Here is a 24,279-nt window from a genome sequence, read left to right on the forward strand (position 1 = left end):
GCGTTTTGTTCATCAGGAGAGCAGCAGCAGCTGTGCGCCGCCTGCCATGTTCAGCTGGAAGAACGCCTTCTGACCGTTCTCACTGTAACTGACCTGCACGGGGGTCTTGCTTCCATCGGCATGGACCTGCTGCAGGGTGTACCCCTGCACCGCAGAAGCCGGAAGCTCGATGTTCGCCGTGACGTCCGAGTCCATCACACGGGCATCGGTGACGACCGTGTTGCTCTTGACCTTGCCGCACTTGGTGCAGACGACCTTGTTCATGCAGGTCTGGTAATAGAAGGCCACCGTCATGACCTTCGGGCCGTCCTGCAGGCTGCCCTCATAGATTTCGAGGTTGGAGAAGTTCGAGAAGGTGTTCTTCACCTTGGTCAGGCGCTGTACGGGGTCTTTTCTGCCCTCCTTGCCGCAGTGCGGGCAGAGGGTGAAGGTCTTTCCCTCCAGCGTGAAGTCGGTAGGCACACAGTCCTCACGATACTCCACGAAGGTCTTCCACTTGTGCTCGTTCTCCTTGCACTCCTTCCGGGCCGGTTCCTCTGCAACGCCGGATACGGCCCCGCCCACCAGGATGCAGACAGAAAGCCCCAGCATTGCGAGCGTTTTCATGATTCGTTTTCTCATAGCAGTTCCTTTCTCCCTGCCGGTCTGGCAGAGCTGCACGGTGAAATGCGGTCTGTTTTTCGCTTTCACGCTGTTTTTCGTGCCTTCATTATACCATTTGGTGGAAAACACTGTCAATTGTTCCTTTTTAACCGGTGCTTGCGCAGGCAGGCCGTTCGCGCTATACTGTTCTCAGAACGATCGAAAGGAGACGCTCTCATGTCTGTTATGGAAAAACTTCTCACCCGCCGCACCTACCGCCGCTTTGCACAGAAAGCCATCCCACAGGATGTGGTGGAGGACATCATCGAAGCCGTCCGCCTCTCCTCCTGCGGAGCCAACCGTCAGGCCGTGCGTCTGGTGGTCGTGAACAAACCCGAAGATGTAGCCGAAGTCCAGCCGCTGGTCAAGTGGGCCGCCTATCTGCCCCCGGAGCAGGGCACCCCAAAAGCTGACGAGATGCCCACTTTATATATAGCCGTCGTGCAGGACACTGCCATCCCCGGCGACCTGAACACCGACACCGGGATCGCGCTGGCCAACATGACGCTGGCCGCGTGGGACAAGGGCGTGGGCAGCTGCATCATGGGTGCCATCAACAAGCTCGCCCTCACCGAGCTGCTCCACATCAAGGAGCCGGAAAAGCTGGCCTTTATGGTGGCGTTCGGCTACCCCACCCACGAAGCCCACATCGTCCCCCTGACCGGGGAGACCGGCATGAAGTATTATCTGGACGGCCAGAAGGACTACTGTGTGCCGAAGCGGAGTGCTGAGGAGATCGCACGGTATTTGTAAGGTCTCTCTTCGTACAACCTCTCCGTTGAGCCTGCCGGCTCGGAGCCATGACAGAGAGGTTTTTGCATATATTCATTCATTTTCCCGGTATGATTGCATAAGTGTTCTCAAAACGGTTTCATTTTTATCGAATTTTTGCACAACACTTGACTTTTTTATTTGTGCAATCTATACTAGACCCGTTCTCTGATGTTTCGATGAATCGCATCGCCGCAGAGAGATGAAAGATTATACAATCGATCGAGGAGTGTTTGAATATGAAAAAGATTACCCGTCGCAGCTTCCTGGCTGCCGCTGGTCTGACCGCTGCCGCTCTGGCTCTGACCGCCTGCGGTGGTTCCTCTTCCAGCACCGCTTCTTCCACTGCAAGCTCTGCCGCTGCTTCCTCCGAGGCAGCTTCTTCCAGCGCTGCTGCTGAGCTGACCACCGTTGAGGCCGGCAAGCTGACCATGGCCACCAACGCTGCCTTCCCTCCGTATGAGATGACCACCGACACCGGTGCGTTCGAGGGCATCGACGTGGACACCGCACAGGCCATTGCTGAGAAGCTGGGTCTGGAGCTTCAGATCGACGACATGGACTTCGACGCTGCGCTGCTGAGCGTCCAGCAGGGCAAGGCCGACATCGTCATGGCTGGCGTCACCGTCACCGACGAGCGCAAGGCCGTCATGGACTTCTCCGACAGCTATGCTACCGGCATCCAGTCCATCATCGTTCCCGAAGGCTCTGACATCGCTACCCCCGATGATCTGGCCGGCAAGAAGATCGGCACCCAGCGCGGCACCACCGGCTACATCTACTGCTCCGATGATTTCGGCGATGAGAACGTCGTGGCTTACGACGACGGCCTGACCGCTGTGCAGGCTCTGAACAACGGCCAGGTGGATGCTGTCGTCATCGACAACGCTCCCGCCAAGGAGTTCGTTGCTGCCAACCCCGGTCTGGTCATTCTGGACACCAGCTATGCTGAGGAAGACTACGCCATCGGCATGGCAAAGGGTTCTGCTCTGGAAGATGCCATCAACGCTACTCTGGAAGAGCTGAAGGCTGACGGCACCCTGCAGTCCATCGTGGACAAGTACATCACCGCTGAGTGATCAGCGCGACCGTGCACCACGGGGAGGAAGCTCCAAGAGAGCCCCTCCCCTTTTTTGGAAAAAGAAGGTTACAAAAATCTGACAAAACAGGAAAGTGAGGATGCGAATGGCCGCACAATATGAACTGCTGAAAGAGCTGCTCAACAGCGGCACGAAGCTCAGCTTCGGGCAGGAATTCTTCTACAAATTTTATCAGGCGTTCATCCTGAAGGACCGCTGGATGCAGTACGTTCAGGGCGTGGGCACCACGCTTCTGGTCACGGCCATCGCACTGGCGCTGGGTGTGGTGCTGGGCAGCGTGGTCGCACTGGTCCGTGTGGCCCACGACCAGCAGCGCTCCGGCCGCAGGAACCCGGTGCTGGGCTTCTTCAACGCCATCTGCCAGGTGTACACCACCATCATCCGCGGCACCCCCATGATGGTCCAGCTGCTCATCATGAGCATGGTCATCTTTGCCAACAGCCGCAACTTCACCATGGTCGGTGCGCTGGCGCTGGGCATCAACTCCGGCGCTTATGTATCCGAGATCATCCGCGGCGGCCTGATGGCTGTGGACCCCGGCCAGATGGAAGCCGGCCGCAGCCTGGGCCTGAACTACATAACCACCATGGTGGTCATCATCATCCCGCAGGCCATCCGCGCCGTGCTGCCGGCTCTGGGCAATGAGTTCATCGTCCTGCTCAAGGATACCTCGCTCATCACCGTCATCGGCGGCAAGGAGGTGCTGTATGCGGCCCAGGGCATCATGAACCGCACCTACGAGGCCATGTTCCCGCTGTGCGGCGTTGCACTTGTTTATTTGTTCCTCGTCATGCTGTTTACCTGGCTGCTGACGAAGTTTGAGAGGAGGATGGCTCAAGGTGACCGATAAGATTCTGGAAGTCCGCGGTCTGACCAAGACCTACGGCGGCGACAAGAAGAAGGGCGCAAAGCAGCCCACCCCCACCCTCGATGTCCTGAAGGGCATCGACATCGACATCTACCGCGGCGACGTGGTCTGCCTGATCGGCCCTTCCGGCTGCGGCAAGTCCACCTTCCTGCGCTGCCTGAACCGGCTGGAGATCCCCACCGGCGGCTCCATCAAGTTTGAGGGCGTCGAGATCGATGACAGCCACATTGATGCCGTCCGCCAGAAGATGGGGATGGTGTTCCAGCACTTCAACCTCTTCCCGCACCTGACGGTCAAGCAGAACCTCTGCCTGGCCCCCACCCTGCTGAAGCTGAAGAACCAGCAGGAAGCGGACAAGCGCGCCGAAGAGCTGCTGGCCCGCGTCGGCCTGTCCGACAAGGCCGACGCCTACCCCAAGAGCCTGTCCGGCGGCCAGCAGCAGCGCATCGCCATTGCCCGTGCCCTGGCCATGGACCCGGACGTCATCCTCTTCGATGAGCCCACCTCCGCGCTGGACCCCGAAATGGTCGGCGAGGTCCTGGAGCTGATGAAGGAGCTGGCCCACACCGGCATCACCATGCTGGTCGTCACCCATGAGATGGGCTTTGCGCGCGAGGTCTCCAACCGCGTCATCTTCATCGACGACGGCAAAGTCCAGGAGGACGAGCCCCCGCAGGAGCTGTTTGCCAACCCCAAGCATCCCCGCCTGAAGGCGTTCCTGTCCAAGATGCTGTAACATTGCTTTCAACAAAAAAATCTCCGCGCAGCTGCGCGGAGATTTTTTTGTTTCCTGCTGCCTGCTCAGGCATTCAGCACCGATTTTCCCGTCAGGGGGTCCGGGATGCCCAGCAGGGCCAGGATGATGGCCATGCGGATATACACACCGTTGTGCACCTGGTCAAAGTAGGCGGCGCGGGGGTCGTTGTCCACATCGAGCTTGATCTCGTCGATGCGGGGCAACGGGTGGAGCACCGGCATATCAGCCGGAGCCTGCTCCAGCAGCTTTGCATTCAGGGAGTAGCAGCCTTTCAGCCGGAGGTAATCTTCCTCGTTGAAGAAGCGCTCCTGCTGGATGCGGGTCATGTAGAGGACATCGAGGGTGGGCAGCTCGGCTTCGAGGTCGGCGGTCTCCTTGTAGGTCTGGTGGAGCGGCGTCAGCGTCTCGTCCTTGACGTACTGCGGGATGCGCAGTTCCTCCGGCGAGATGAAGACGAACCGGTTCCCCTCAAACTGGCTCAGCGCAGCGGTCAGGGAGTGGACCGTCCGGCCGAATTTGAGGTCGCCGCAGAAGCCGATGGTCAGATGGTCCAGCCGCCCTTTGCGCTGGCGGATGGTCATCAGGTCGATCATGGTCTGAGAGGGGTGGGCGTGCCCGCCGTCGCCTGCATTGATGACGGGCACCCGCGCATACAGGGATGCGCGCAGGGGTGCGCCCTCTTTGGGGTGGCGCATCGCAATGATGTCGGCATAGTTGCTCACGACACGGGCCGTATCGGCCACCGTCTCGCCCTTGCTGGCGCTGGACAGCTGCGCCCCGGCAAAGCCCAGCGTCTTGCCGCCCAGCCGCAGCATGGCCGACTCAAACGAGAGCCGGGTGCGGGTGGACGGCTCATAGAACAGCGTTGCCAGAATGCGCCCGTCGCAGAGATGGGCATAGGGTGCGGGGTCTGCCTCCATCCGGTCGGCAAGGTCGAGGAGGGCCAGCTGCTCGTCCAGAGAAAAGCTGTTCGGCTCAATGAAATGTCTCACAGCCATTCTCCTTTCAGCACGAACTTCTCACGCTCGGCACCGGTGGAGATAAACTGGATCTCGTGGTCCAGCTGCTTTTCGAGGAACGCCACATAGCCTTTTGCCTCTTTGGGCAGCTCGTCCCAGCTCTTGCAGCCGGAGAGGTCGGTGTTCCAGCCAGGCAGCATCGTGACGACCGGCTCCATCCGGTCCAGGTCAGACAGCGTGTCGAAGCGGGGGACTTCTACACCGTCCAGCTTGTAACCGGTGATGACCGGGATCTCGTTCATGCTGCTCAGGACGTCCAGCTTGGTCAGGGCGATCTTGTCCGCTCCCTGGCAGGCCAGACCGTAGCGGCTGGCCACGCAGTCAAAGGGGCCGACACGGCGGGGACGGCCGGTGGCCGCACCGTATTCGCCGCCTGCCTTCCGCAGCTGCTCGTTCCAGTCCTCATCCATGGCATGTTCTGCGGCGAAGGGGCCTGCGCCGACACAGGTGGAGTAGGCTTTCAGCACACCGACCACATGGTCGAGCCGACAATTCGGGATGCCGGCCCCCAGCGGCGCATAGGCGGCCAGCGTATTGGAGCTGGACGTGAAGGGGAAGATGCCGTAGTCGATGTCCCGCATGGCACCCAGCTGAGCTTCCAGCACGATGCGCTTGCCGCTGTCGTGGGCCTGCTGCAAAAAGGCGCCCACGTCGCAGATGAACGGTGCGAATCGCTCGGCCTGGGTCCTGCACCAGTCCAGCAGCGCGTCATAGGACATCTTTTCCTGATGATAGCAGCCTGCCAGCTCCATGTTCTTGGAATCCAGGATCATGTGCAGGCGGTTTTGGGTGCGCTCTTCGTCCAGATGGAGCAGGTCGCCCAGACGCAGGGTCTTTTTGCGGTATTTGTCGCTGTAGGCGTAGGCGATGCCGCGCCGGGTGGAGCCGAAGGCGCTCCCCTTTTTGGCCAGGCGGTCTTCTTCCAGACCATCCTGCACCTTGTGCCAGGGCATCGAGATGGTGGCCTTGTCGGAGAGCTTCAGATTTTTGGGGCCGATCTCCACGCCGCGGGCCTCAATGGCCTGCATCTCGTTCGAGAGGTGGTCGAGGTCGATGACCATACCGGTGCCCAGCACACAGGTGACATCCGGGTGCAGGATGCCGGAGGGCAGAAGGTTCAGGATGAACTTGCCCTTTTCGGTGACGACGGTGTGCCCGGCATTGTTGCCGCCCTGATAGCGGGCAACGACATCGGCGTTTTCGGCCAGCAGGTCGATGACGCGGCCTTTGCCCTCATCGCCCCAATTGATTCCAGTAACAGCGGTCAGCATGATTTGTTATAACCTTCTTTTTGTTGTTCCCAATGGTCTGCGCTCTGGTGGGCAGACCGTAGTTTTTTCAGATTTCCTCTTGCAATTTTCGATTGCAGTGCTATTATACGAGCAGGAAAAGAATGTGTAAAACGTATCCTGCACATGGTTGCAATATGATTTTTACATGGAGGAGGGCAACATCTCATGTACGTGGACTGGGAATACTACAAGATCTTCTATTATGTTGCAAAATACCAGAATTTCACCAAGGCGGCGCGGGTGCTGGGCAACAACCAGCCCAACATCACCCACTCGATGAACCGGCTGGAAAGCCAGCTGAACTGCGTGCTGTTCATCCGCTCCAACCGGGGCGTGACCCTGACGCCGGAGGGCGAGATGCTCTATTCCCGCATTGCATCGGCGGCGGTGCAGATCCAGGACGCCGAGGAGGAGCTGAGCGCCAGCGCCACGCTGGAGCACGGTGCCATCAGCATCAGCGCCACCGAGACGGCCCTGAACATCTACCTCTCCGAAAAGCTGCGGGACTTCCACACCGAATACCCCGGCATCCGGCTGCGCATCTCGAACCACTCCACCCCGCAGGCGATGCAGGCCGTGAAAAACGGCGAAGTGGATTTTGCCATCGTCTCCACCCCGGCCGAGGTGGAACCGGGGCTGAAGCGGGTGGAGCTGAAACCGTTTTACGAAGTGCTGGTGGGCGGCAGGACCTTCACGGCCCTGGCCAGCCAGAACCTCTCCTTAAAGGAACTGGAAAATTACCCGCTCATCTCCCTGAGCGACGAGAGCACGACCCGCAGCTTCTACCGGCAGTTCTTCCTCGACCACGACGCGGTGCTCCGGCCCGACACCGAGGCCGCCACCACCGACCAGATGCTCACGCTGGTCAAAAGCGAGCTGGGCCTTGCCTTTGTGCCGGAATCCATGGCGGCCGAGCCGCTGGCGCGGGGCGAGATCGTCCAGCTCCATCTGCGGGAGATCATCCCCCAGCGCTCCATCTGCCTGGTCTACGACCACCACCGCCCGCTGAACACCGCTGCGCGCAAGTTCCAGAAGCTGCTGACCAGCCCGGAAGAGGCGCATTGAAAAAATGCACCCGCACTCTTTTGTTCCCGCGGAACGCAAAAAAGCCCCAGAAACACAAAAACCCGCCTGGCAGCGGGTTTTTGTGTATAGAGGGGTGGGAAAGTATATAAAGTTGGGAATCGCATTTTCAGTGGCAGGAGCACAGCATTCTTGCCGTTTGCTCCCTGCGATATGTATTATACCCATTTTTCTTTTCTTGTCAAACAAATTTTTTGCCGTTTGCTTTAATTTTGCACTTTACATTTTGGTCAAAACTTTATATAATTAACACAGTCAGATTTTTTCTGCTTCTTTTCGATGTTTGTGCTATTTTTACAACATTAAAACTTTACTTTCAAAAATTTTTATGGATTCCAACATATTTCAAAAAAGGAGACCTTCCCCATGGATGATTTAGACCGCAAGATTCTCTCCCTGCTCGCCAAAAATGCCCGGATGCCGGTCAAGGAGATCGCCGAGCAGGTCGCACTGACCAGCCCCGCCGTTTCCAGCCGCATCCACAAACTGGAGATCGACGGCATCATCAGCGGCTATACCGTAGTGCTCAACCGCCCGGCCGACCGGGTCTACGTGGACGCCCTCATCAGCCTGTCCGTGACGCCCAGCCACCGGGACGAGCTGGTGGAACTGATGCAGAACAGCAAGGAAGTGCTGCAATGCTACCACGTCACCGGTGCCTACACCTTCCTCATCAAAGTCAGCTGCGGCAGTATGCCCCAGCTGGAGCACCTCATTTTACAGTTCCAGAAGCTGGGCACCACCAGTACCCAGATCATCCTTTCCACCCCCGTCAACCACGGCGACCTGGAAGCAATGATGCTGTAAGACCACCCATCCCATAAAATATTTCATCTACCGCCGGGACCGAATGCAATTTTTTGCCCCGGCGGTTCGTATATCCGGTACAAGGCCCTTCCGCCGCCCGCATAGACCGGCGCGGAGCGGGCATCCTAACGATACGCGCGGGGACTCCCCGCACACTGTTTGCAACGAAAGGAATCCAGCCTATGAAGTCCATGACCAAACGCCTCCTCGCCGCCCTGCTGGCTGTGGCCGCTCTGTTCGCTCTGGCGGGCTGCAGCAAGTCCGACAAGGCCGACGCTGCCCCCAAAGACTACACGAAGATCCTCCACGACGCCCGCCCGGACGAAGACAACGAATATTATATGATCTTCTCCCCCGGCGAAGACGGCAAGTTCACCGCCCAGTACGGCTACAGCGACAGCTATGACGCCGCCCAGCTGGACGAAGAGATCCGCAACATGCTGCTCCCCCTGCTGAACCTCGAAGAGGACATGTACACCGACTTTGCCGCCTCCGTTTCCGGCATGATGGTGCAGAGCTACGGCATCGCCATCGTCAAGCCCGCCGAGGGCAAACAACAGGCCGTATTCGAAGCCCTGGATGCCTACGTCCAGAGCCAGATGCAGAGCATGGAGCATTATCTGGAAGACCAGTACCAGATTGCCGCGTCATCTCATATCTCCACTGCTCCCACCGGCGAGGTGATTCTCGTCTGCTGCGAGAACCCCGAAGCCGTGATGAACGCCATCAAAACGGCGCTGGCCGCATAAGCTCCTCCACCTTCCCGCTTTCACCGCGCTCTGTTTTGGGGGCGCGGTGTTTTATTTTCTTCCGCAAAATGGGTCAAATGGGCACTCTGTGCAAAAAGTTTTTTCAAAATCCCTCCAAATCACTTTCCAAAAGTGGTTTTTTGATGTATTCTATTCCTATCCGCTGTGTGTCTGCCACGCAGACGGAACGCTAAAAACGAAAGAGGGGTGCGCACAGATATGCTGAAATATCTGGCAAAACGCATCGGGCGCTCGATTTTGACCCTGTTCGTCATCGTGACGCTCGTTTTCTGCCTGCTGCGGCTGATGCCCGTGGAAGGCTACTTTGCAAACTACGAAAAAATGACCGAGGCTCAGATCCAGGCGGGCCTCCAGTCCATGGGCCTGCTGGACCCGCTGCCGGTGCAGATCGGGCGGTTCTGGTGGAATGCACTGCACGGCGACCTCGGCGTCAGCCATATCTATAAGGTCAATGCGCCTGTGACCGGCATCCTAGCCAAAAAGCTGCCCATCTCGGTGCAGATGGGTGTTTTCTCCATGCTGCTGAGTCTGGTCATCGGCATCCCGATGGGCCTGTTCATGGGCCGGTTCAAGAACCGCTGGCCGGATAAGATCGGCACGGCCATCATCGTGCTCATCCAGGCCGTGCCTGCCGCCGTGTACTATCTGTATATTCAGATGTATGGCACCACCGCGCTGGGCGTCGGCCTGCTGTTCGATGCCTCCAACTGGAAATACTGGGTGCTGCCCATCTGCTCCATGAGCCTGGGCAACGTGGCCTTCTACGGCATGTGGCTGCGCCGCTACATGGTGGATGAGAGCAACAAGGACTACGTCCGCCTGGCACTGGCCAAGGGCGTGAGCGAAAACAACATCGCACTGCACCACATCTTCCGCAACGCCATGGTCCCGCTGGTGCAGTACATCCCGTCGGCCTTCCTGAACACCGTCGTCGGCTCCATCTACATCGAGAGCCTGTACAGCATCCCCGGCATGGGCGGCCTGCTGGTGACCTGTGTGCAGCGGCACGACAACACCATGGTGCAGGGCATCGTGCTGCTCTACGCCTGCGTGGGCATCATCGGCCTCATCCTGGGCGATCTGCTCATGGTGCTCATCGATCCCCGCATCAGCTTTGGCAAGAAAGAAGGTGGCCGATAATGCTGTTCCACATGAAAGACCAGAAGGCAGCTGTGCTGGAAAACGACCTGAACAAGCTGCAAAAGGACGGCCCCGCTGTCTGGGCCAGCCTGCCGGAAGACGAGCTGTTCACCCCTGCCGGCTTCAGCGAAGAGCAGGCCGAGGCAACGGCCTACTCCAACTACAGCTACTGGGGCAGCACGTTCCGCGCCTTCTTCAAGAACAAGATGGCCGTGGCGCTCCTCATCGCGCTGGTGGCCGTGGTGGCTTTTGCCTTCATGCAGCCCCATCTGCCCGGCCAGGTGGACCCCAACCTCTGTGAGGTGGACCCCGCCACCGGCATCCAGTACCGCAACATCGCCCCCGGCCAGCAGGGTTTCATCTGGGGTTCCAACGCCATCGGCCAGGACCTGTGGGCCCGCATTTGGGCCGGTGCCCGCACCAGCCTGACCATCGCCTTCTTCGTGGCCATGATCGAGGCCGTGGTGGGCATCACCGTGGGTGTGCTGTGGGGCTATGTCCGCCAGCTCGACTTCTTCTTCACCGAGCTGTACAACATCTGCGACAACATCCCCTCCACCATCATCCTGATCCTGATCTCCTACGTGGCTTCCCCCAGCATCCAGACGCTGATTCTGGGCATGTCGCTCACGGGCTGGATCGCCATGGCGCGCTTCATCCGCAACCAGATCCTGATCATCCGCGACCGCGACTACAACGTTGCCTCCCGCTGCATCGGCACCCCCACCTCCCGCATCGTGCTGCGCAACCTGCTGCCCTATCTGGTGTCGGTCATCATGCTGCGCATGGCGCTGACCATCCCCGCCGCCATCGGCAGCGAGGTGTTCATCACCTACATCGGTCTGGGCCTGTCGGTGGAGACGCCCTCGCTGGGCAACCTCATCAACGACGGCCGCAAGGTCATGATGCAGGCGGGCCTGCGGTATCAGCTGCTCTACCCCACCATCATCCTGAGCTTTGTCACCATCGCGTTCTACCTCATCGGCAACGCCTTCTCGGACGCTGCCGACCCGAAGAACCACATGCAGTAAGGAGGGACAGAAGATGGAAAAGAATCAGCTGATCCTTTCGGTCAAGGATTTGAACATCCAATTCAACCTGCGTGGAAAAGCGCTCCACGCCATCCGCGGCATCGACCTGGACATCTACCACGGCGAGGTCCTCGCCATCGTGGGCGAGTCCGGTTCGGGCAAGAGCGTGTTCACCAAGAGCTTCATGGGCCTGCTGGACGCCAACGGCTCCATTTCCAGCGGCACCATCGACTACTTCGGTGCCGACGACGGAAAGCCCATCCGCCTGTCCGACCTGAAAAAGGAAAAGGACTGGCTCCGGGTGCGCGGCCACGAGATCGCCATGATCATGCAGGACCCCATGACCAGCCTGAACCCGCTGAAGACCATCGGCGACCAGATCATGGAAGCCGTGGAGCTGCATCAGGGCCTGCGCGGCAAGGCCGCCAAAGAGAAGACGCTGGAATACCTGCGGGATGTCGGCATCGCCGACCCGGAGGTCCGCTTCGGCCAGTACCCGCACGAGTTCTCCGGCGGTATGCGCCAGCGCGTCGTCATCGCCATTGCGGTGGCCTGCAACCCGCAGATCCTGATCTGCGATGAGCCCACCACCGCGCTGGACGTGACCATCCAGGCACAGATTTTACAGCTGCTCAAGGAGATGCAGGTCAAGTACAACCTGACCATCGTTCTCATCACCCACGACCTCGGTGTCGTGGCCAACATCGCCGACCGGGTAGCCGTCATGTATGCAGGCGACATCGTCGAGATCGGCACCTCGGACGAGATCTATTACGACCCCCGCCACCCCTACACCTGGGCACTGCTGTCCAGTATGCCCCAGATGGGCATCAAGGGCGAGGACCTGTTCAACATCCAGGGCACCCCGCCGAACCTGTTCACCGAGATCCACGGCGACGCCTTTGCGCCCCGCAACCCGCAGGCGCTCAAGATCGACTTCGTCAAGCGCCCGCCGTATTTTGAGGTCAGCCCCACCCACAAGGCCAAGACCTGGCTGCTGGACCCGCGGGCACCCAAGGTGGAGCCGCCGCTGGCGGTCCGCCTGCTGAAAGAGGAGGGGATGTAACATGGCAGAGGAACGTGAAACGCTTCTGGAGGTCAAAGACCTCGAAGTGACCTATGGTTCCGGCAAAAAAGCCTACCGCGCCGTGAACCGCGCCAATTTCAAGATCTACAAGGGCGAGACGTTCGGCCTGGTGGGCGAGTCCGGTTCCGGCAAGACCACCATCGGCCGTGCCATCATGCGCATCCTGCCCACTTCCGGCGGCGAGATCCTGTACAAGGGTCAGAAGATCAACGGCAAGATCTCCCACGCGCTGGACCAGCAGGTCATCAAGGAGATCCAGATGATCTTCCAGGACCCGCAGTCCTCCCTGAACGAGCGCGCCAAGGTGAGCTACATCGTCGGCGAGGGCCTGATGAACGTCCGGCCCGACCTGACCGCTGCCCAGCGGGAAGAAAAAGTCCGCCAGGCGCTGCTGGATGTCGGCCTGCTGCCCGAATTTGCCTCCCGCTTCCCGCACGAGTTCTCCGGCGGCCAGCGCCAGCGCATCGGCATCGCCCGCGCCCTCATCGTGGAGCCGGAGTTCATCATCGCCGATGAGCCCATCTCTGCACTGGATATGTCCATCCGCGCCCAGGTGCTCAACTTGCTGCGCCATCTGCAAAAGGATCGCGGCATCACCTACCTGTTCATCGCGCACGACCTGTCCGTCATGCGGTACATCTCGGACCGCATCGCCGTCATCCACAAGGGCGACATCGTGGAGCTGGCCGACGCCGAAGAGCTGGTGAATCACGCCATCCATCCCTATACACGCAGCCTGCTTTCGGCCATCCCCATGCCGAATCCCCGGCTGGAGCGGAAGAAAAAGCTGCTGGTCTACGACCCCGCCATGCACGATTACACCGCCGATCCCCCGCAGTGGCAGGAGCTGCGGCCCAATCACTTCGTGCTCTGCAATGCGGCCGAAGCCGCACAGTGGATCCGCGAATTGTAAACTCTCTCAAATCTTTTAGGCTGTTGGGGCATTGTTCACCCTTTGTTTCTTGACTTTTGCCGGTGTCTTTACTACAATAGCAACGAACGCATTGTACAATTTTTAACAAAAGGATAGGTTTTATGACAACGACCAGCAAGGTTCTCTATGCGTCACAGGCTCGCCCGTGGCTCAAATATTACGACCCCAATTACATCGACCAGCCGATGCCGGAATGTTCTGCTTTCGACTTTGTCCGGCAGCAGAACAAGAACCGCCTGTCGGAAACGGCCCTTGAATATTATGGCCGGAAGTTCACCTATGCAGACCTCATCGTGAACACCAAGAAGACCGCTGCTGCCTTCCGGGCGGCAGGCGTCCGAAAGGGTGATATCATCACCGTGGTCAGCGTGATGACCCCTGAGGTCATCTATGCGTTCTACGCCGCCGACCGCATCGGTGCGACCCTGAATCTGGTGGACCCCCGGTACAGCGCCGACGGCATCCATGAGTACATCGAGGAAGTGGATTCTCATCTGCTGATCTGCCTGAACGTGGTGTATGACCGCTGCCGTCAGGCCGCCCGGCGCACCCATGTGGAGCGGGTCATTGTGCTTTCCCCGGCCGACTCGCTGCCCCTGCCGCTGGCCATCGGCTACAAGGTCTCCAATCCCGACCGCAACAAGTACGACTCCAATACCCTGATGTGGAAGCAGTTCATCGCAAACGGGCAGGACGCCAGCACATCCGGCGAACCCTATGACCCCGACCATGCCTGTGTGGTGGTCCACACCGGCGGCACCACCGGCTCCCCCAAGGGCGTCATGCTGACGGACCGGAACTTCAACGCCATCGCGCAGCAGTTTGCCGCATGGCATGCCCTGTTCCGGAAGGGGCAGACGCTCCTAAACGTCATGCCCCCCTTCATCGCCTATGGCTACGCCTGCGGCGTCCACATGCCGCTGGCCCTGGGGCTGAAGGTCGTCATCGTCCCGAATCTGGACCCCGCCAAGCTCGGCAGCCTTCTGTTGAAGCACAAGCCCGAACACATGTTCGGTGTGCCTTCTCACTACCAGCAGATGGCCGCTGACCCCAAGCTGAAAAACAAGGATCTGTCCTTCATCCGCAACTACGCTGCCGGCGGCGACTCTATCTCCATCGGCGCAGAAAAGGCGGTGAACGACTTCCTTGCTGCCCACAACGTGGAGTACCCCCTTGCCAAGGGCTACGGCATGACGGAGGTCTCCTCCGCTGCCACCATCGCCGCCGGCACCATCACCAAGCCCGGCAGCGTGGGCATCCCCATGGTGAACACCCTTGTGTCGGTGTTTGAGCCAGGCACCACCAAGGAACTGCCCATCGGCGAGCGGGGCGAACTGTGCATCTGCAGCCCCTCCATGATGAAGGGCTACTACGGCAAGCCCGAAGAGACCGCGAACATCCTGCGCACCCACGAAGACGGCACGGTGTGGGCCCACACCGGCGACGTGGGCTACATGGATGCGGACGGCTTCGTCTACCTCGACAGCCGCATCAAACGCCTCATCATCCGCCACGACGGCTTCAAGGTCTTCCCCTCGATGATCGAAAACGTCATCAGCCAGCACCCCGCCGTCCACCAGTGTTCCGTGGTGGGCTGCACCGACAAGGACCATGTGCAGGGCCGCCTGCCCTTCGTCTTTGTGGTGCTGAAGCCGGAGGCCGCTGCTTCCGCCAAAAAGCGCCAGATCATCAAGGAGCTGCGCCAGATGTGCGCCGAGGAGCTGCCCGAATACGTCCAGCCCGTGGGCTACAAGTTCCTCGACGCCATGCCCATGACCCCTGTGGGCAAGTTCGATTACCGCAAGCTCGAAACGGAGATCACCTCCCGCGATTACTGATAGAAAGGAAGTCCCTGTCCCCATGAAGAAAAAACTCATCAGCCTTGCCCTTTCGGCGGCTATGCTCTTTGCCGGGTTCAGCATCTCTGCCTTTGCAGAAGAGCCGCTGACCGGGTCTGAACCCGAACCCGCTGCCGCAGAGGCTGTGGAAGAAGAGGAGAACTCCCTCTTCCGCAAGCCCGCCGCAGAACAGAAGCCTGAGACCACCGAGGGCGAAGCCGCCGACGAAACGGCGGAACCCGAAGAGGAAAAGCAGCCCCTGTATGTTGCACTGGGCGACAGCATCTGCGCCGGTGTCGGCCTGACCAACGTGCAGTACTCCCACAACCTGATGGGTGTGGACGTCTCCTACAACTTCAAGGGCTACCCGGATACCTGCTATGTGGGCCAGGTCGCTCAGACCCTCGGTCTGGACCGCGACCACGCCATCAACCTCGGCCTGCCCGGCCTGATGAGCGCCGACCTCGTCGAGCTGGTCAAGACCGGCAAGATGAGCGAGATGAACACGCTCTCCGGCTGCCAGTACGATTACCCGGAGATCGTGGAGTACCTCAAGGAGGCCGACATCATCTCCATCCAGATGGGCTCCAATGATGCCTTCGTGCCCACGGTCGTTGCCATTGGCAACGCCACCAACTGGAAGAGCGAAGACCTCGCCTCCATCGTGCTGAGCGGCAACCTGCGCAGCAAGGACCCGGAGACCAGGGCCGCCTTCCAGGCCAGCATGAAGAAGCTCAAGCTCACCAAAAGTGAGACGGACGCGGTGTGGAACCTCGTCACCTCCGGCATGAGCAAGATCTGCACCAACGCCTACCCCGTCAGCACTGCGAACATCCGCTCCGTTGTCGAGACCGTCCGCGCCCTGAACCCGGACGCACAGATCCTGCTCATCGGTGCCACCAACCCCGTTCCCCTGCTGCCCAGCTGGAGTAATTATTTCAACAAGCTCAACAAGTTCCAGAAGCAGCTCGCCGAGGTCTATGACATCGACTACGTGGCGGTGCCCTACGCTCAGACGGAGCTGGACGGCCACCCCACCGTCTCCGGCCACAAGTACATTGCCAAGAAGATCGTGAAGGCCATCCAGAACGGCTGATCCCGAACATAAAAACGCCCCGAACGTCACGGTTCGGGGCGTTTTTTCATGCTATTCTTCAGCTCAGCCGGCCGCTCTCGACCGAGAAGCTGACATCGGCCACGGCCATGGTGGACTTGCGGTGGGAGACCAGCAGAACGGTCTTTTCCCTGCACTCGTCCCGCACCGCCTTGAGGATGATGCCCTCATTCAGACTGTCGAGGTTGGAGGTCGGCTCGTCCAGCAGGAGGAAGGGTGCATCGTGGAGGAAGGCGCGGGCCACGCCGATGCGCTGGCGCTCGCCGCCGGAGAGGGCACCGCCCAGCTCGCCCACGGGGGTATCGTAGCCCTTGGGCAGCTTCCGGATGAAGCCGTCCAGCGCCGCCTTTTTGCAGGCCGCTTCTACCTCGGCACGGGTAGCATCGCGCCGGGCAATTTTGATATTGTTCTCGATGGTGTCGTCGAACAGTTCCGTCTCCTGCGTCACAAGGCTCTCCTGTGCCCGCAGTGCAGCGGTATTCACGCGGCGGATGTCCTCCGCACCAAAGCGGATGCTGCCGCTGGAAACATCCCAGAAGCGGAGCAACAGCCGCAGGAAGGTGGATTTTCCGCTGCCGGAGCGGCCCGTGATGCCCACGATCTTCCGTTCGGGGATGGTCAGGCTCAGGTCGTGCAGGACCTCCTCGTCCGCGTAAGCGAAGCGGACCTTCCGGGCCTCGGCACCGGCAAAGGCCGTGTCGGCCCCATCGGTCACGTCGGCCGTGACCGGTTCTTCGTCCAGCAGGTCCAGCACACGGTCGGCGCTGGCAAACACCTGGGTCAGGCTTGCGCCAAGGTTGGCCAGCGCCACCACCGGGCCGAAGGAGCTCAGTGCAGCCAGCGTGCAGACCAGCACCCCGCTGGCATCCAGCGCACCGCTCTGTTCCAGATGGAGGCTGACCCCCAGCACGGCCAGGACGGTCAGCAGGATGAGGGTGTTGGTGGCACCCACCGTCACGCCCTCACGGTACTTCAACGCCTTCTGCTTCTCCCCCAACGCCTCGCTGTGGGCCGCAATGCCCTCGGCGCGGTTGGCGGTGTCCTGATATTGCAGCGTATCCCGCAGGCCGCGCAGGTTTTCCAGCATATAGCTGTTGGTGTCGGCAAGGGTCTGGCGGTAGGCGCGGGCGGCTTTGTCACCGCGTCTGGCCGACCACACAGGCAGGGCCGCGCCCACCAGCAGGTAGCCCGCCAGCAGCACCAGTGCCGGCAGCAGATGATACCGGGCCGTGAAGCAGGTCATGCCGACGACACAGACCACCGCGATGCAGACCGGCGAGATGGTGTGGGCATAAAAAACTTCCAGCTGCTCGATGTCGGCGGTGATCAGGCTGATGAGGTCGCCGCGGTCGCGGCCCTCCAGCTTGGCGGGGCTCAGATGGCGGAGCGCTCCAAAGACCCGATCGCGGATGAGGGCCAGCAGCTTGAAGGCGATATAATGGTTGGATGCCTGCTCGGCATACCGCAGCACACCGCGCAGCAGCGCAAACACTAAGATGCAGACAAAGACGGTGCCCACCGAGGGGATGGGGCTTTCCAGCCCGGCGGCGGCCAGCAGGCCGAAGCCGCCGAAGATGGTGATGAAGGTGGCGCAGAAGTATCCCGCCACACCCATCGCGATGGCAGCCAGCATCACAGGCAGCATCGGCCGGACCAGCACGATGAGCCGCCGGACGATCGCAAACGGACTGCGTTTTTTCGGTGCGTTCATGCGCTCACCTCCCCAAGGTCTTCCAGCTGTTTCTGGGCGTTGTACAGGCAGCTGTAAACGCCGCCTTCGGCCAGCAGGGCCTCGTGTTTTCCCTGCTCGGCGATGCGGCCGCCGTCCATGACGTAGATGCAGTCGCTGTCCACCACATTGGCCAGGCGGTGGGAGATGAGGATGACCGTCTTCTTCCCCGCCAGCTTGCGGATGGCCGCCATGATGTCGTTTTCACTCTCGGCGTCCACATTGGAGGTGGCTTCGTCGAAGAGGTAGATGGGCGAGTCGTGCAGCAGCGCACGGGCCATGGCCAGACGCTGGCGCTGCCCGCCGGACAGGTTTGAGCCGCCCTCATGCAGCGGGGTGTCCAGCCCCTGCTGGCTGCGGCAGAATGCGGCGAGGTTCACCTCTTCCAGCGCGGCCCAGAGTGCGGCATCATCTGCAGCGGGCGCTGCCATCCGCAGGTTGGAACCGACCGTTCCCTTAAAGATTGCCGCATTGTGCGGCACGACCGTCAAGGTGCGCAGGCGGCTCTCTTCCCGGAGCGTCTGCACCGGCACACCGCCCAGCGTCACGCTGCCCGTGTATCCGGTGCGGGCACCGGATAGAATGGCCGCAATGGTGCTTTTGCCGCAGCCGGACTCGCCCACCAGCGAGACGAAGCTGCCCTGCGGGATGCACAGCGAGACATCGTGGAGGATCGTGCGGTCGTTCTCGTAGCCAAAGGTCACGTGGTCCAGCTTCAGGGTGGTATCCTCCCCTGCCTCCTGTGTGCCGTCGGCAGGCTCGTCCGCCGCCAGCAGACGGAAGATCTTCTCTGCCGAGGCTGCTCCGTTCATCGCGATGTGGAAGTAGCTGCCCAGCAGGCGGAGCGGCAGGAAGAAATCTGCCGCCAGCAGAAGGATGGTCAGCGCCGCCGTCAGGGTGATCTGCCCTTTGGCAAACGCCGCCACCGCGCTGATGATGCCCAGCCCCGCACCGCCGTAGGCCATCAGGTCCATGAGGGTGACGGAGTTCAGCTGCATGGTCAGCACTTTCATCGTGATCTTCCGGAAGCGCTCGGCCTGCCGGTTCATCTCCTCATGCTTCCAGCCGTCGGCCTGGTAGATCTTCAGGGTGGTCAGGCCCTGGATGTTTTCCAGAAAGCTGTCGCCGAGGGTGGTGTATTCGCCCCAGTATTTGTCCAGCAGCTTTTTGGCGAATTTCTGCACCGCCACAATGGACATGGGGATCAGCGGCACACAGCACAGCAGGATGATGGCCGACCGCGCATGGACGCCCACCAGCAGCACGAAGAGGGTGACCGGGGCCAGCAGGCTGTAGAACAGCTGGGGCAGATACTTTGCGAAGTAGGTGTCGATCTGCTCCACGCCCTCGCTGGCCAGCATGACGGCCTCACTGGTGGCGATGGTCTCGCTGTAGCCCGCACCCAGGCGTGTGAGTTTTTCATAAATTTTGCTGCGCAGGGTGCGCTTGACATCCTTGGAGGCGCAGTCGCTCATGCTGGATGCCAGCAGGGTGAAGACATACCGCAGCGGGATGGTGAACAGACAGAGCACAAAGTCCTGCCGCAGCATCTCGTGGGTCAGCTCGCCCGCAAAGACGGCTCCCACCAGTTGGGCAACGGCCCGCACAAAGATGATGTTGCAGAGCATCCCCAGCCACTGGAACGCCACATTTGCGCCCACAAAGCGCATGGCACCCCGGTCAAAGGCGATCAGTTTTTTGTTGATCACGATACCGCCTCCGTGTCTTCGCTGGCGTCCGGGCCGAACATGCGGTCGTATGCGCCGGTAAAGGCCCGCTCCGGCAGTGCCGAGGTCAGGGCCAGCGCGGCCGTGCAGCGCTCCTCCTCGGTCAGGTCGATCTTCACGGGCGGAAAGTTTGCCAGCACCGTTTCCAGCTGTTCCTTCACTGCTCTGGCCACAAAGATGCCGCGGTCGGTCAGGTAGATCTTGCCGTAGTGCTCCTTGACGATCATGCCGTGGTCCATCAGCAGGTTCATGATCCGCACCACCGAGGGCTTGGTCACATTCAGCTTTTCCGCAATGCTGCGGGAGCAGATGTCCAGATGGGTCTGCGACACCTCATAGATCGCCAGCAGATACCGCAGATGCGCCGGTGTCAGTTCCATGCTTATCACACTCTTTTCATCGGGATTTTCAACCTCTCCGGCACGGTAGCGCATTGCCGGAGAGGCCTGGAAATGTTATCCAAAGCTAACTTTTATTTTTCTAAAAAAGGGCGCGGGCCGATTTGCTTTTCGACCCGCGCCCTGCGGTTTCCTCAGTGACAGCCGCCGTTGCAGTGCCCGCAATCACCGGAGCACCCGCCGCAGCCGCCGCCGTGCTTGTGGGAGTGCCAGGTGATCCAGCCCACACAGCCGAACACGATCGCCGCTACGATAATGGTCGGCAGATTGAAGTTTGCTGCCAGAAATTCCATCATAACAATGCACTCCTTTCAAAACAGAACCAATTTACTTGTTTGCCGTGAGCTTCTTGGTGTCGATGCTGACCTCATTGATGCCCGTGTACTTGTTGGGGCGGACCAGCAGATAGATGAAGGCCACCAGGATGACGACTGCAACGATGGTGAAGAAGTTGAAGCCGACCTCACCGGAAATGATGCCGCCCAGCTGATACACGACCAGCGCAACGCAGTAAGCCAGAGCGCACATGTAGCCGATGGCGATGGCGGTCCATCTACCGTTGTTCATCTCACGCTTGATGGCACCCATTGCCGCGAAGCAGGGAGCACACAGCAGGTTGAAGATCATGAAGGCGTAAGCAGACAGTGCAGTGTAATCCTGTGCAACCGCAGCCCAGATCTCATCGCCGTTCTCAGACAGCTCACCGCCGAAGTGATACAGGACGCCGAAGGTACCAACGACGTTCTCCTTGGCGATCAGGCCGGACACGGAAGCGACGGTTGCTTTCCAGTTGCCAAAGCCCAGAGGTGCAAAGATCCAGGCGATCTTGGTGGCGATTGCCGCCAGAACGGAGTTGTCCTGATCCTCAACCATGCCGAACGCACCGTTCTCGAAGCCGAAGCCCTGCAGGAACCAGATGGCGACGGTTGCAATCAGAATGACGGAACCAGCACGCTTGATGAAGGACCAGCCGCGCTCCCACGTTGCCCGCAACACGTTGCCCCATGCAGGCACATGATAAGCGGGCAGCTCCATAACGAAGGGAGCGGGATCACCGGCAAACAGCTTCGTCTTTTTCAGGATGACACCGGAGCAGATGATGGCAGCCATACCAATGAAGTAAGCAGAAACAGCCACCAGAGAAGAGCCGCCGAACATAGCACCTGCGATCAGGCCGATGATGGGCATCTTTGCGCCACAGGGGATGAAGCAGGTGGTCATGATGGTCATGCGGCGGTCACGCTCGTTCTCGATGGTACGGGAAGCCATGACGCCCGGAACGCCGCAGCCGGTGCCGACCAGCACGGGGATGAAGCTCTTACCGGACAGGCCAAACTTGCGGAAGATGCGGTCCATGATGAAGGCGACACGGGACATATAGCCGACATCCTCCAGGATGGACAGCAGGAAGAACAGCACCAGCATCTGGGGAACGAAGCCCAGGACTGCGCCGACACCGGCGACGATGCCGTCCATGATCAGGCCGTACAGCCAGCCTGCCACGCCGATGCTCTCCAAAAAGCCGCCCAGTGCGTTGGGCACGATCTCACCGAACAGCACATCGTTGGTCCAGTCGGTCGCAAAGGTACCGATAGCCCAACCGCCATCCGCGATGGAGGTGCCCATGGACAGGGAGTACATCAGATACATGACCAGTGCGAAGATGGGCAGAGCCAGCACACGGTTGGTCACGATCTGGTCGATCTTATCGGAAACGGTCAGGTGCTCCACGCGGGCCTTCTTCTTGACGGCCTTTTCGACCACGGTGTTGATATAGGCATAACGCTGGTTGGTGATGATGCTCTCGGCGTCATCATCCATCTCGTTCTCGCAATCCTTGATGTGGTCATCAATGTGAGCCAGTAGGCTCTTGTCGAGCTTCAGCTCGTCCTGGACCTTGTCGTCGCGCTCAAACAGCTTGACAGCGTACCAGCGCAGGAAGCGGTCATCCACCTTGCCCTGAATGGACTCCTCGATGTGGGCAATGGCGTGCTCCACGCTGCCGGTGAAGACATGAGGCAGCTCCTCGGAGGCCTTGCCCGCCTTTGCAGCGGCGATGGCAACCTTGGCGGCCGCTTCGGTGCCCTCGCCCTTCAGCGCGCTGATCTCGACGGCCTGGCAGCCCAGCTCTTTGCTCAGCTTCTTCAGGTCGATCTTGTCACCGTTCTTGCGCACCAGGTCGATCATATTGACCGCCATGACCACCGGGATGCCCAGCTCGATCAGCTGGGTGGTCAGGTACAGGTTGCGCTCGATGTTGGTGCCGTCGATGATGTTCAGGATGGCGTCGGGCTTCTCCTTGACCAGATAGGTACGGGAGACGACCTCTTCCAGGGTGTAGGGAGACAGCGAATAGATACCGGGCAGGTCCTGAATGATGACGTCTTTCTCGCCCTTCAGCTTGCCTTCCTTCTTTTCGACAGTAACACCGGGCCAGTTGCCGACGTACTGGTTGGAGCCGGTCAGATTGTTGAACAGGGTCGTTTTGCCACAGTTCGGGTTGCCGGCCAATGCGATCTTAATGCTCATTGTGTTCCTTTCCTCTCTGTTCGGATCAAACCACTTCGATCATTTCAGCGTCGGCCTTGCGCACACTCAGTTCGTAGTTGCGCACGGTCAGTTCCATGGGGTCACCCAGAGGTGCCACCTTGCGGACATAGATCTCGACCCCCTTGGTGATGCCCATGTCCATGATGCGGCGCTTGACCGGGCCTTCGCCGTGCAGGCGTGCCACGGTGGCCGTTTCGCCGACCTTGACGTCTTTCAAAGTCTTCATGTAAATCCTCCTCTACTTGTCTTTTCTTCAGAGACCATTCCAGTGTCGGAGCAGGTCCCAAACAGCGCTGCCGCTGTTTAGCCGATCAGAATGCGGTTGGCCATCGTCTTATCGAGCGCCAGGCGGCTTTCCTTGACCTGCACGATCAGGTTGCCCGCGATCTCGTTGACCACAGTCACATCGCTGCCCACCACAAAGCCGAGTTCTGCCAGATGCAGACGCACCTCGTCCTTGCCGGTGATCTTTTGAATGGTGACGGTCTCGCCCGCCTTGGCCATCGTCAAAGGCATCATCTTTCGTCCACTCCCTTATGTCACAATGTTTCACATCCCGCACAGCGTTCTGTGAGGTTCCTCCGGTCGGGGGAAGTTTCGATGCCGGTTAGTCAGTCGTGACTATCAGCATGGATAGTTTACTCTTACTAACCTTTCTTGTCAATAATTTTTTCATAATTTACAGTTAGTTCGTAGGAACAAACAGATTGTTTCTTCCTGTTTTGTTCAATTTTTGCTATTTTTAACAAGAACGCTCGCGAACATTCCAGCCGTTCGTGTTTCTTCGGAGCGTCAGGTTCTCTCCGCAATCAACGTACCACCGCCCATCCGACGCACCTGTCCGGATATGACACAGCCGCCCGGTGCAGGGGTCAGACTGCAACGGGCGGCCGCGTGTCAAAAGGAGGATCTTTCCCGCCGGGGCGTGGTGTCTCCGGCAGGCGCCAGGATAAAAAGAGAGTATTGGTAGGAAATGTCAGTTTCAGGCCGCCACGGCAAGGCGGAAGATCGGGGTGCCGCTGTGGAACAGGCGCAGGTATACTCTGGTGCACTTGTTCAGCTGGGCAAACAGGCGCTCGGCGGCATCGCGGTCGCCATAGGCCTTCCAGCAGCCGCAGCAGGTAAAGTTGCGGCCCTGATTCTCGATGAAGCCCACCACATCGGTGAGCGGGTAGCCCAGAAATACGCCGATCTCATGCGGAAACTCTGCCTCGCAGCACAACCGCCGCGACAGCTGCCGCAGCAGCGGTTCGCAGTCGTCCGGCCCTTCGGGCAGACGGTAGCCTTCCTGCACCAGAAATGCACGGACATCCTCATCCGAAAGCACTTCGCGCAGGCGGCTCTCCCGGTAGACATAGACCAGATACCGGTGGGTGCGGGTGCAGCCCTTGAGAACCCGGACCCGGAGGCCCTTCTCACCCAGCCGCGCGTTCCAGCCGCGCACCCGCTCGGCAAGATCTTTGCAGTCCTGCGTCTCATAGCGGAAGAGTCCGGCGGCCTTCAGGCCTGCCAGCACCGGCGAGCACTGTTCGATCATCACGGTCTCAAAATTACGCTCCATGGCCGGTTTTCCTCCGTTGCTTGGTTTAAGAAAAGCATTCCCGCTGTGCATCCAGACTATG

Annotated in this window: 24 protein-coding genes; 13 read left to right on the forward strand and 11 right to left on the reverse strand. The window is 59.8% G+C overall.

Translation table 11 applies throughout. From position 1 onward, the window contains the following. Positions 1-12 precede the first annotated feature (12 nt). A complete protein-coding gene (locus tag DWY95_RS11495) occupies positions 13-606 on the reverse strand; it encodes a hypothetical protein (protein ID WP_147365970.1) in 594 nt (197 codons plus the stop codon). Positions 607-819: 213 nt separating this feature from the next. Here DWY95_RS11495 and DWY95_RS11500 point away from each other — a divergent pair, with 213 nt between their 5' ends. The 4 genes from DWY95_RS11500 to DWY95_RS11515 all read left to right on the forward strand — a co-directional run bounded on the left by DWY95_RS11500 (position 820) and on the right by DWY95_RS11515 (position 4,117). Continuing rightward, complete coding sequence (locus DWY95_RS11500) at positions 820-1,395, forward strand: nitroreductase family protein (protein WP_118553601.1); 576 nt, start codon at positions 820-822, stop codon at positions 1,393-1,395. Between the two features lie 257 nt (positions 1,396-1,652). Beyond that, the gene (locus DWY95_RS11505; RefSeq protein ID WP_097791949.1) at positions 1,653-2,492 is read left to right on the forward strand and encodes an ABC transporter substrate-binding protein; all 840 of its coding nucleotides are present in this window, start codon (positions 1,653-1,655) and stop codon (positions 2,490-2,492) included. Positions 2,493-2,598: 106 nt separating this feature from the next. Next, entirely contained in the window at positions 2,599-3,363 is a 765-nt protein-coding gene (locus DWY95_RS11510) for an amino acid ABC transporter permease (RefSeq protein ID WP_118553602.1), read from the forward strand. Then, positions 3,353-4,117, forward strand: a complete 765-nt coding sequence (locus tag DWY95_RS11515; protein ID WP_097791951.1) for an amino acid ABC transporter ATP-binding protein — start codon at positions 3,353-3,355, stop codon at positions 4,115-4,117. Before DWY95_RS11510 ends, DWY95_RS11515 begins: the two co-directional genes overlap by 11 nt. A gap of 65 nt (positions 4,118-4,182) precedes the next feature. Here DWY95_RS11515 and pyrB read toward each other — a convergent pair whose 3' ends face one another. Further along, on the reverse strand, positions 4,183-5,136 hold the full coding sequence (gene pyrB / locus DWY95_RS11520) for an aspartate carbamoyltransferase (RefSeq protein ID WP_118553603.1): 954 nt from the start codon (positions 5,134-5,136) through the stop codon (positions 4,183-4,185). Beyond that, on the reverse strand, positions 5,127-6,428 hold the full coding sequence (locus tag DWY95_RS11525; RefSeq protein ID WP_118553604.1) for an adenylosuccinate synthase: 1,302 nt from the start codon (positions 6,426-6,428) through the stop codon (positions 5,127-5,129). The genes pyrB and DWY95_RS11525 overlap by 10 nt, the downstream gene beginning before the upstream one ends. Before the next feature lie 186 nt (positions 6,429-6,614). Here DWY95_RS11525 and DWY95_RS11530 point away from each other — a divergent pair, with 186 nt between their 5' ends. From DWY95_RS11530 to DWY95_RS11570, 9 genes are all read left to right on the forward strand, one after another. Further along, entirely contained in the window at positions 6,615-7,514 is a 900-nt protein-coding gene (locus DWY95_RS11530; protein ID WP_118553605.1) for a LysR family transcriptional regulator, read from the forward strand. A gap of 384 nt (positions 7,515-7,898) precedes the next feature. After that, a complete protein-coding gene (locus DWY95_RS11535; RefSeq protein WP_118553606.1) occupies positions 7,899-8,339 on the forward strand; it encodes an Lrp/AsnC family transcriptional regulator in 441 nt (146 codons plus the stop codon). A 182-nt stretch (positions 8,340-8,521) separates the two neighbouring features. Then, positions 8,522-9,088, forward strand: coding sequence for a DUF4358 domain-containing protein (locus tag DWY95_RS11540; protein ID WP_243082732.1), 567 nt, complete (start codon positions 8,522-8,524; stop codon positions 9,086-9,088). A gap of 219 nt (positions 9,089-9,307) precedes the next feature. Continuing rightward, entirely contained in the window at positions 9,308-10,249 is a 942-nt protein-coding gene (locus DWY95_RS11545) for an ABC transporter permease (protein ID WP_118553607.1), read from the forward strand. Beyond that, the gene (locus tag DWY95_RS11550) at positions 10,249-11,280 is read left to right on the forward strand and encodes an ABC transporter permease (protein ID WP_118553608.1); all 1,032 of its coding nucleotides are present in this window, start codon (positions 10,249-10,251) and stop codon (positions 11,278-11,280) included. The genes DWY95_RS11545 and DWY95_RS11550 overlap by 1 nt, the downstream gene beginning before the upstream one ends. A gap of 13 nt (positions 11,281-11,293) precedes the next feature. Beyond that, the gene (locus DWY95_RS11555; protein WP_118553609.1) at positions 11,294-12,346 is read left to right on the forward strand and encodes an ABC transporter ATP-binding protein; all 1,053 of its coding nucleotides are present in this window, start codon (positions 11,294-11,296) and stop codon (positions 12,344-12,346) included. A 1-nt stretch (position 12,347) separates the two neighbouring features. Then, positions 12,348-13,280, forward strand: a complete 933-nt coding sequence (locus DWY95_RS11560) for an ATP-binding cassette domain-containing protein (RefSeq protein WP_118553610.1) — start codon at positions 12,348-12,350, stop codon at positions 13,278-13,280. A 122-nt stretch (positions 13,281-13,402) separates the two neighbouring features. Next, positions 13,403-15,139 carry a class I adenylate-forming enzyme family protein gene (locus DWY95_RS11565; protein WP_118553611.1) on the forward strand — a complete coding sequence of 579 codons (1,737 nt, stop codon included), beginning with the start codon at positions 13,403-13,405 and terminating at the stop codon, positions 15,137-15,139. A gap of 22 nt (positions 15,140-15,161) precedes the next feature. Beyond that, complete coding sequence (locus DWY95_RS11570; protein ID WP_118553612.1) at positions 15,162-16,235, forward strand: GDSL-type esterase/lipase family protein; 1,074 nt, start codon at positions 15,162-15,164, stop codon at positions 16,233-16,235. Between the two features lie 58 nt (positions 16,236-16,293). Here DWY95_RS11570 and DWY95_RS11575 read toward each other — a convergent pair whose 3' ends face one another. The 8 genes from DWY95_RS11575 to DWY95_RS11610 all read right to left on the reverse strand — a co-directional run bounded on the left by DWY95_RS11575 (position 16,294) and on the right by DWY95_RS11610 (position 24,218). After that, positions 16,294-17,964, reverse strand: a complete 1,671-nt coding sequence (locus DWY95_RS11575) for an ABC transporter ATP-binding protein (RefSeq protein ID WP_118553613.1) — start codon at positions 17,962-17,964, stop codon at positions 16,294-16,296. Next, positions 17,961-19,691: an ATP-binding cassette domain-containing protein gene (locus DWY95_RS11580; protein WP_118553614.1), complete on the reverse strand. Its 1,731-nt coding sequence runs from the start codon at positions 19,689-19,691 to the stop codon at positions 17,961-17,963. The genes DWY95_RS11575 and DWY95_RS11580 overlap by 4 nt, the downstream gene beginning before the upstream one ends. Next, complete coding sequence (locus tag DWY95_RS11585; RefSeq protein WP_118553615.1) at positions 19,688-20,089, reverse strand: MarR family transcriptional regulator; 402 nt, start codon at positions 20,087-20,089, stop codon at positions 19,688-19,690. The genes DWY95_RS11580 and DWY95_RS11585 overlap by 4 nt, the downstream gene beginning before the upstream one ends. A 152-nt stretch (positions 20,090-20,241) precedes the next feature. Then, entirely contained in the window at positions 20,242-20,403 is a 162-nt protein-coding gene (locus DWY95_RS11590) for a FeoB-associated Cys-rich membrane protein (RefSeq protein ID WP_097791964.1), read from the reverse strand. A gap of 31 nt (positions 20,404-20,434) precedes the next feature. Further along, a complete protein-coding gene (gene feoB / locus DWY95_RS11595; protein ID WP_118553616.1) occupies positions 20,435-22,636 on the reverse strand; it encodes a ferrous iron transport protein B in 2,202 nt (733 codons plus the stop codon). Between the two features lie 25 nt (positions 22,637-22,661). Next, positions 22,662-22,883, reverse strand: coding sequence for a FeoA family protein (locus tag DWY95_RS11600; protein WP_015565615.1), 222 nt, complete (start codon positions 22,881-22,883; stop codon positions 22,662-22,664). Positions 22,884-22,960: 77 nt separating this feature from the next. Then, the gene (locus tag DWY95_RS11605) at positions 22,961-23,176 is read right to left on the reverse strand and encodes a FeoA family protein (protein WP_097791966.1); all 216 of its coding nucleotides are present in this window, start codon (positions 23,174-23,176) and stop codon (positions 22,961-22,963) included. 463 nt (positions 23,177-23,639) lie between these two features. After that, entirely contained in the window at positions 23,640-24,218 is a 579-nt protein-coding gene (locus DWY95_RS11610) for a DUF3793 family protein (protein ID WP_118553617.1), read from the reverse strand. Between the last annotated feature and the right edge of the window lie 61 nt (positions 24,219-24,279).

This window comes from Faecalibacterium sp. AF28-13AC, assembly GCF_003478405.1.
Taxonomy (GTDB): Bacteria; Bacillota; Clostridia; order Oscillospirales; family Ruminococcaceae; genus Faecalibacterium; species Faecalibacterium prausnitzii_E.

Bases quoted from the DNA above. Each gene is read 5' to 3' on its own strand.
- DWY95_RS11495 (WP_147365970.1), bottom strand. From the start codon at position 606: ATGAAAACGCTCGCAATGCTGGGGCTTTCTGTCTGCATCCTGGTGGGC.
- DWY95_RS11500 (WP_118553601.1), top strand. From the start codon at position 820: ATGTCTGTTATGGAAAAACTTCTCACCCGCCGCACCTACCGCCGCTTT.
- DWY95_RS11505 (WP_097791949.1), top strand. From the start codon at position 1,653: ATGAAAAAGATTACCCGTCGCAGCTTCCTGGCTGCCGCTGGTCTGACC.
- DWY95_RS11510 (WP_118553602.1), top strand. From the start codon at position 2,599: ATGGCCGCACAATATGAACTGCTGAAAGAGCTGCTCAACAGCGGCACG.
- pyrB (WP_118553603.1), bottom strand. From the start codon at position 5,136: ATGGCTGTGAGACATTTCATTGAGCCGAACAGCTTTTCTCTGGACGAG.
- DWY95_RS11525 (WP_118553604.1), bottom strand. From the start codon at position 6,428: ATGCTGACCGCTGTTACTGGAATCAATTGGGGCGATGAGGGCAAAGGC.
- DWY95_RS11530 (WP_118553605.1), top strand. From the start codon at position 6,615: ATGTACGTGGACTGGGAATACTACAAGATCTTCTATTATGTTGCAAAA.
- DWY95_RS11535 (WP_118553606.1), top strand. From the start codon at position 7,899: ATGGATGATTTAGACCGCAAGATTCTCTCCCTGCTCGCCAAAAATGCC.
- DWY95_RS11540 (WP_243082732.1), top strand. From the start codon at position 8,522: ATGAAGTCCATGACCAAACGCCTCCTCGCCGCCCTGCTGGCTGTGGCC.
- DWY95_RS11545 (WP_118553607.1), top strand. From the start codon at position 9,308: ATGCTGAAATATCTGGCAAAACGCATCGGGCGCTCGATTTTGACCCTG.
- DWY95_RS11550 (WP_118553608.1), top strand. From the start codon at position 10,249: ATGCTGTTCCACATGAAAGACCAGAAGGCAGCTGTGCTGGAAAACGAC.
- DWY95_RS11555 (WP_118553609.1), top strand. From the start codon at position 11,294: ATGGAAAAGAATCAGCTGATCCTTTCGGTCAAGGATTTGAACATCCAA.
- DWY95_RS11560 (WP_118553610.1), top strand. From the start codon at position 12,348: ATGGCAGAGGAACGTGAAACGCTTCTGGAGGTCAAAGACCTCGAAGTG.
- DWY95_RS11565 (WP_118553611.1), top strand. From the start codon at position 13,403: ATGACAACGACCAGCAAGGTTCTCTATGCGTCACAGGCTCGCCCGTGG.
- DWY95_RS11570 (WP_118553612.1), top strand. From the start codon at position 15,162: ATGAAGAAAAAACTCATCAGCCTTGCCCTTTCGGCGGCTATGCTCTTT.
- DWY95_RS11575 (WP_118553613.1), bottom strand. From the start codon at position 17,964: ATGAACGCACCGAAAAAACGCAGTCCGTTTGCGATCGTCCGGCGGCTC.
- DWY95_RS11585 (WP_118553615.1), bottom strand. From the start codon at position 20,089: ATGGAACTGACACCGGCGCATCTGCGGTATCTGCTGGCGATCTATGAG.
- DWY95_RS11590 (WP_097791964.1), bottom strand. From the start codon at position 20,403: ATGATGGAATTTCTGGCAGCAAACTTCAATCTGCCGACCATTATCGTA.
- feoB (WP_118553616.1), bottom strand. From the start codon at position 22,636: ATGAGCATTAAGATCGCATTGGCCGGCAACCCGAACTGTGGCAAAACG.
- DWY95_RS11600 (WP_015565615.1), bottom strand. From the start codon at position 22,883: ATGAAGACTTTGAAAGACGTCAAGGTCGGCGAAACGGCCACCGTGGCA.
- DWY95_RS11605 (WP_097791966.1), bottom strand. From the start codon at position 23,176: ATGATGCCTTTGACGATGGCCAAGGCGGGCGAGACCGTCACCATTCAA.
- DWY95_RS11610 (WP_118553617.1), bottom strand. From the start codon at position 24,218: ATGGAGCGTAATTTTGAGACCGTGATGATCGAACAGTGCTCGCCGGTG.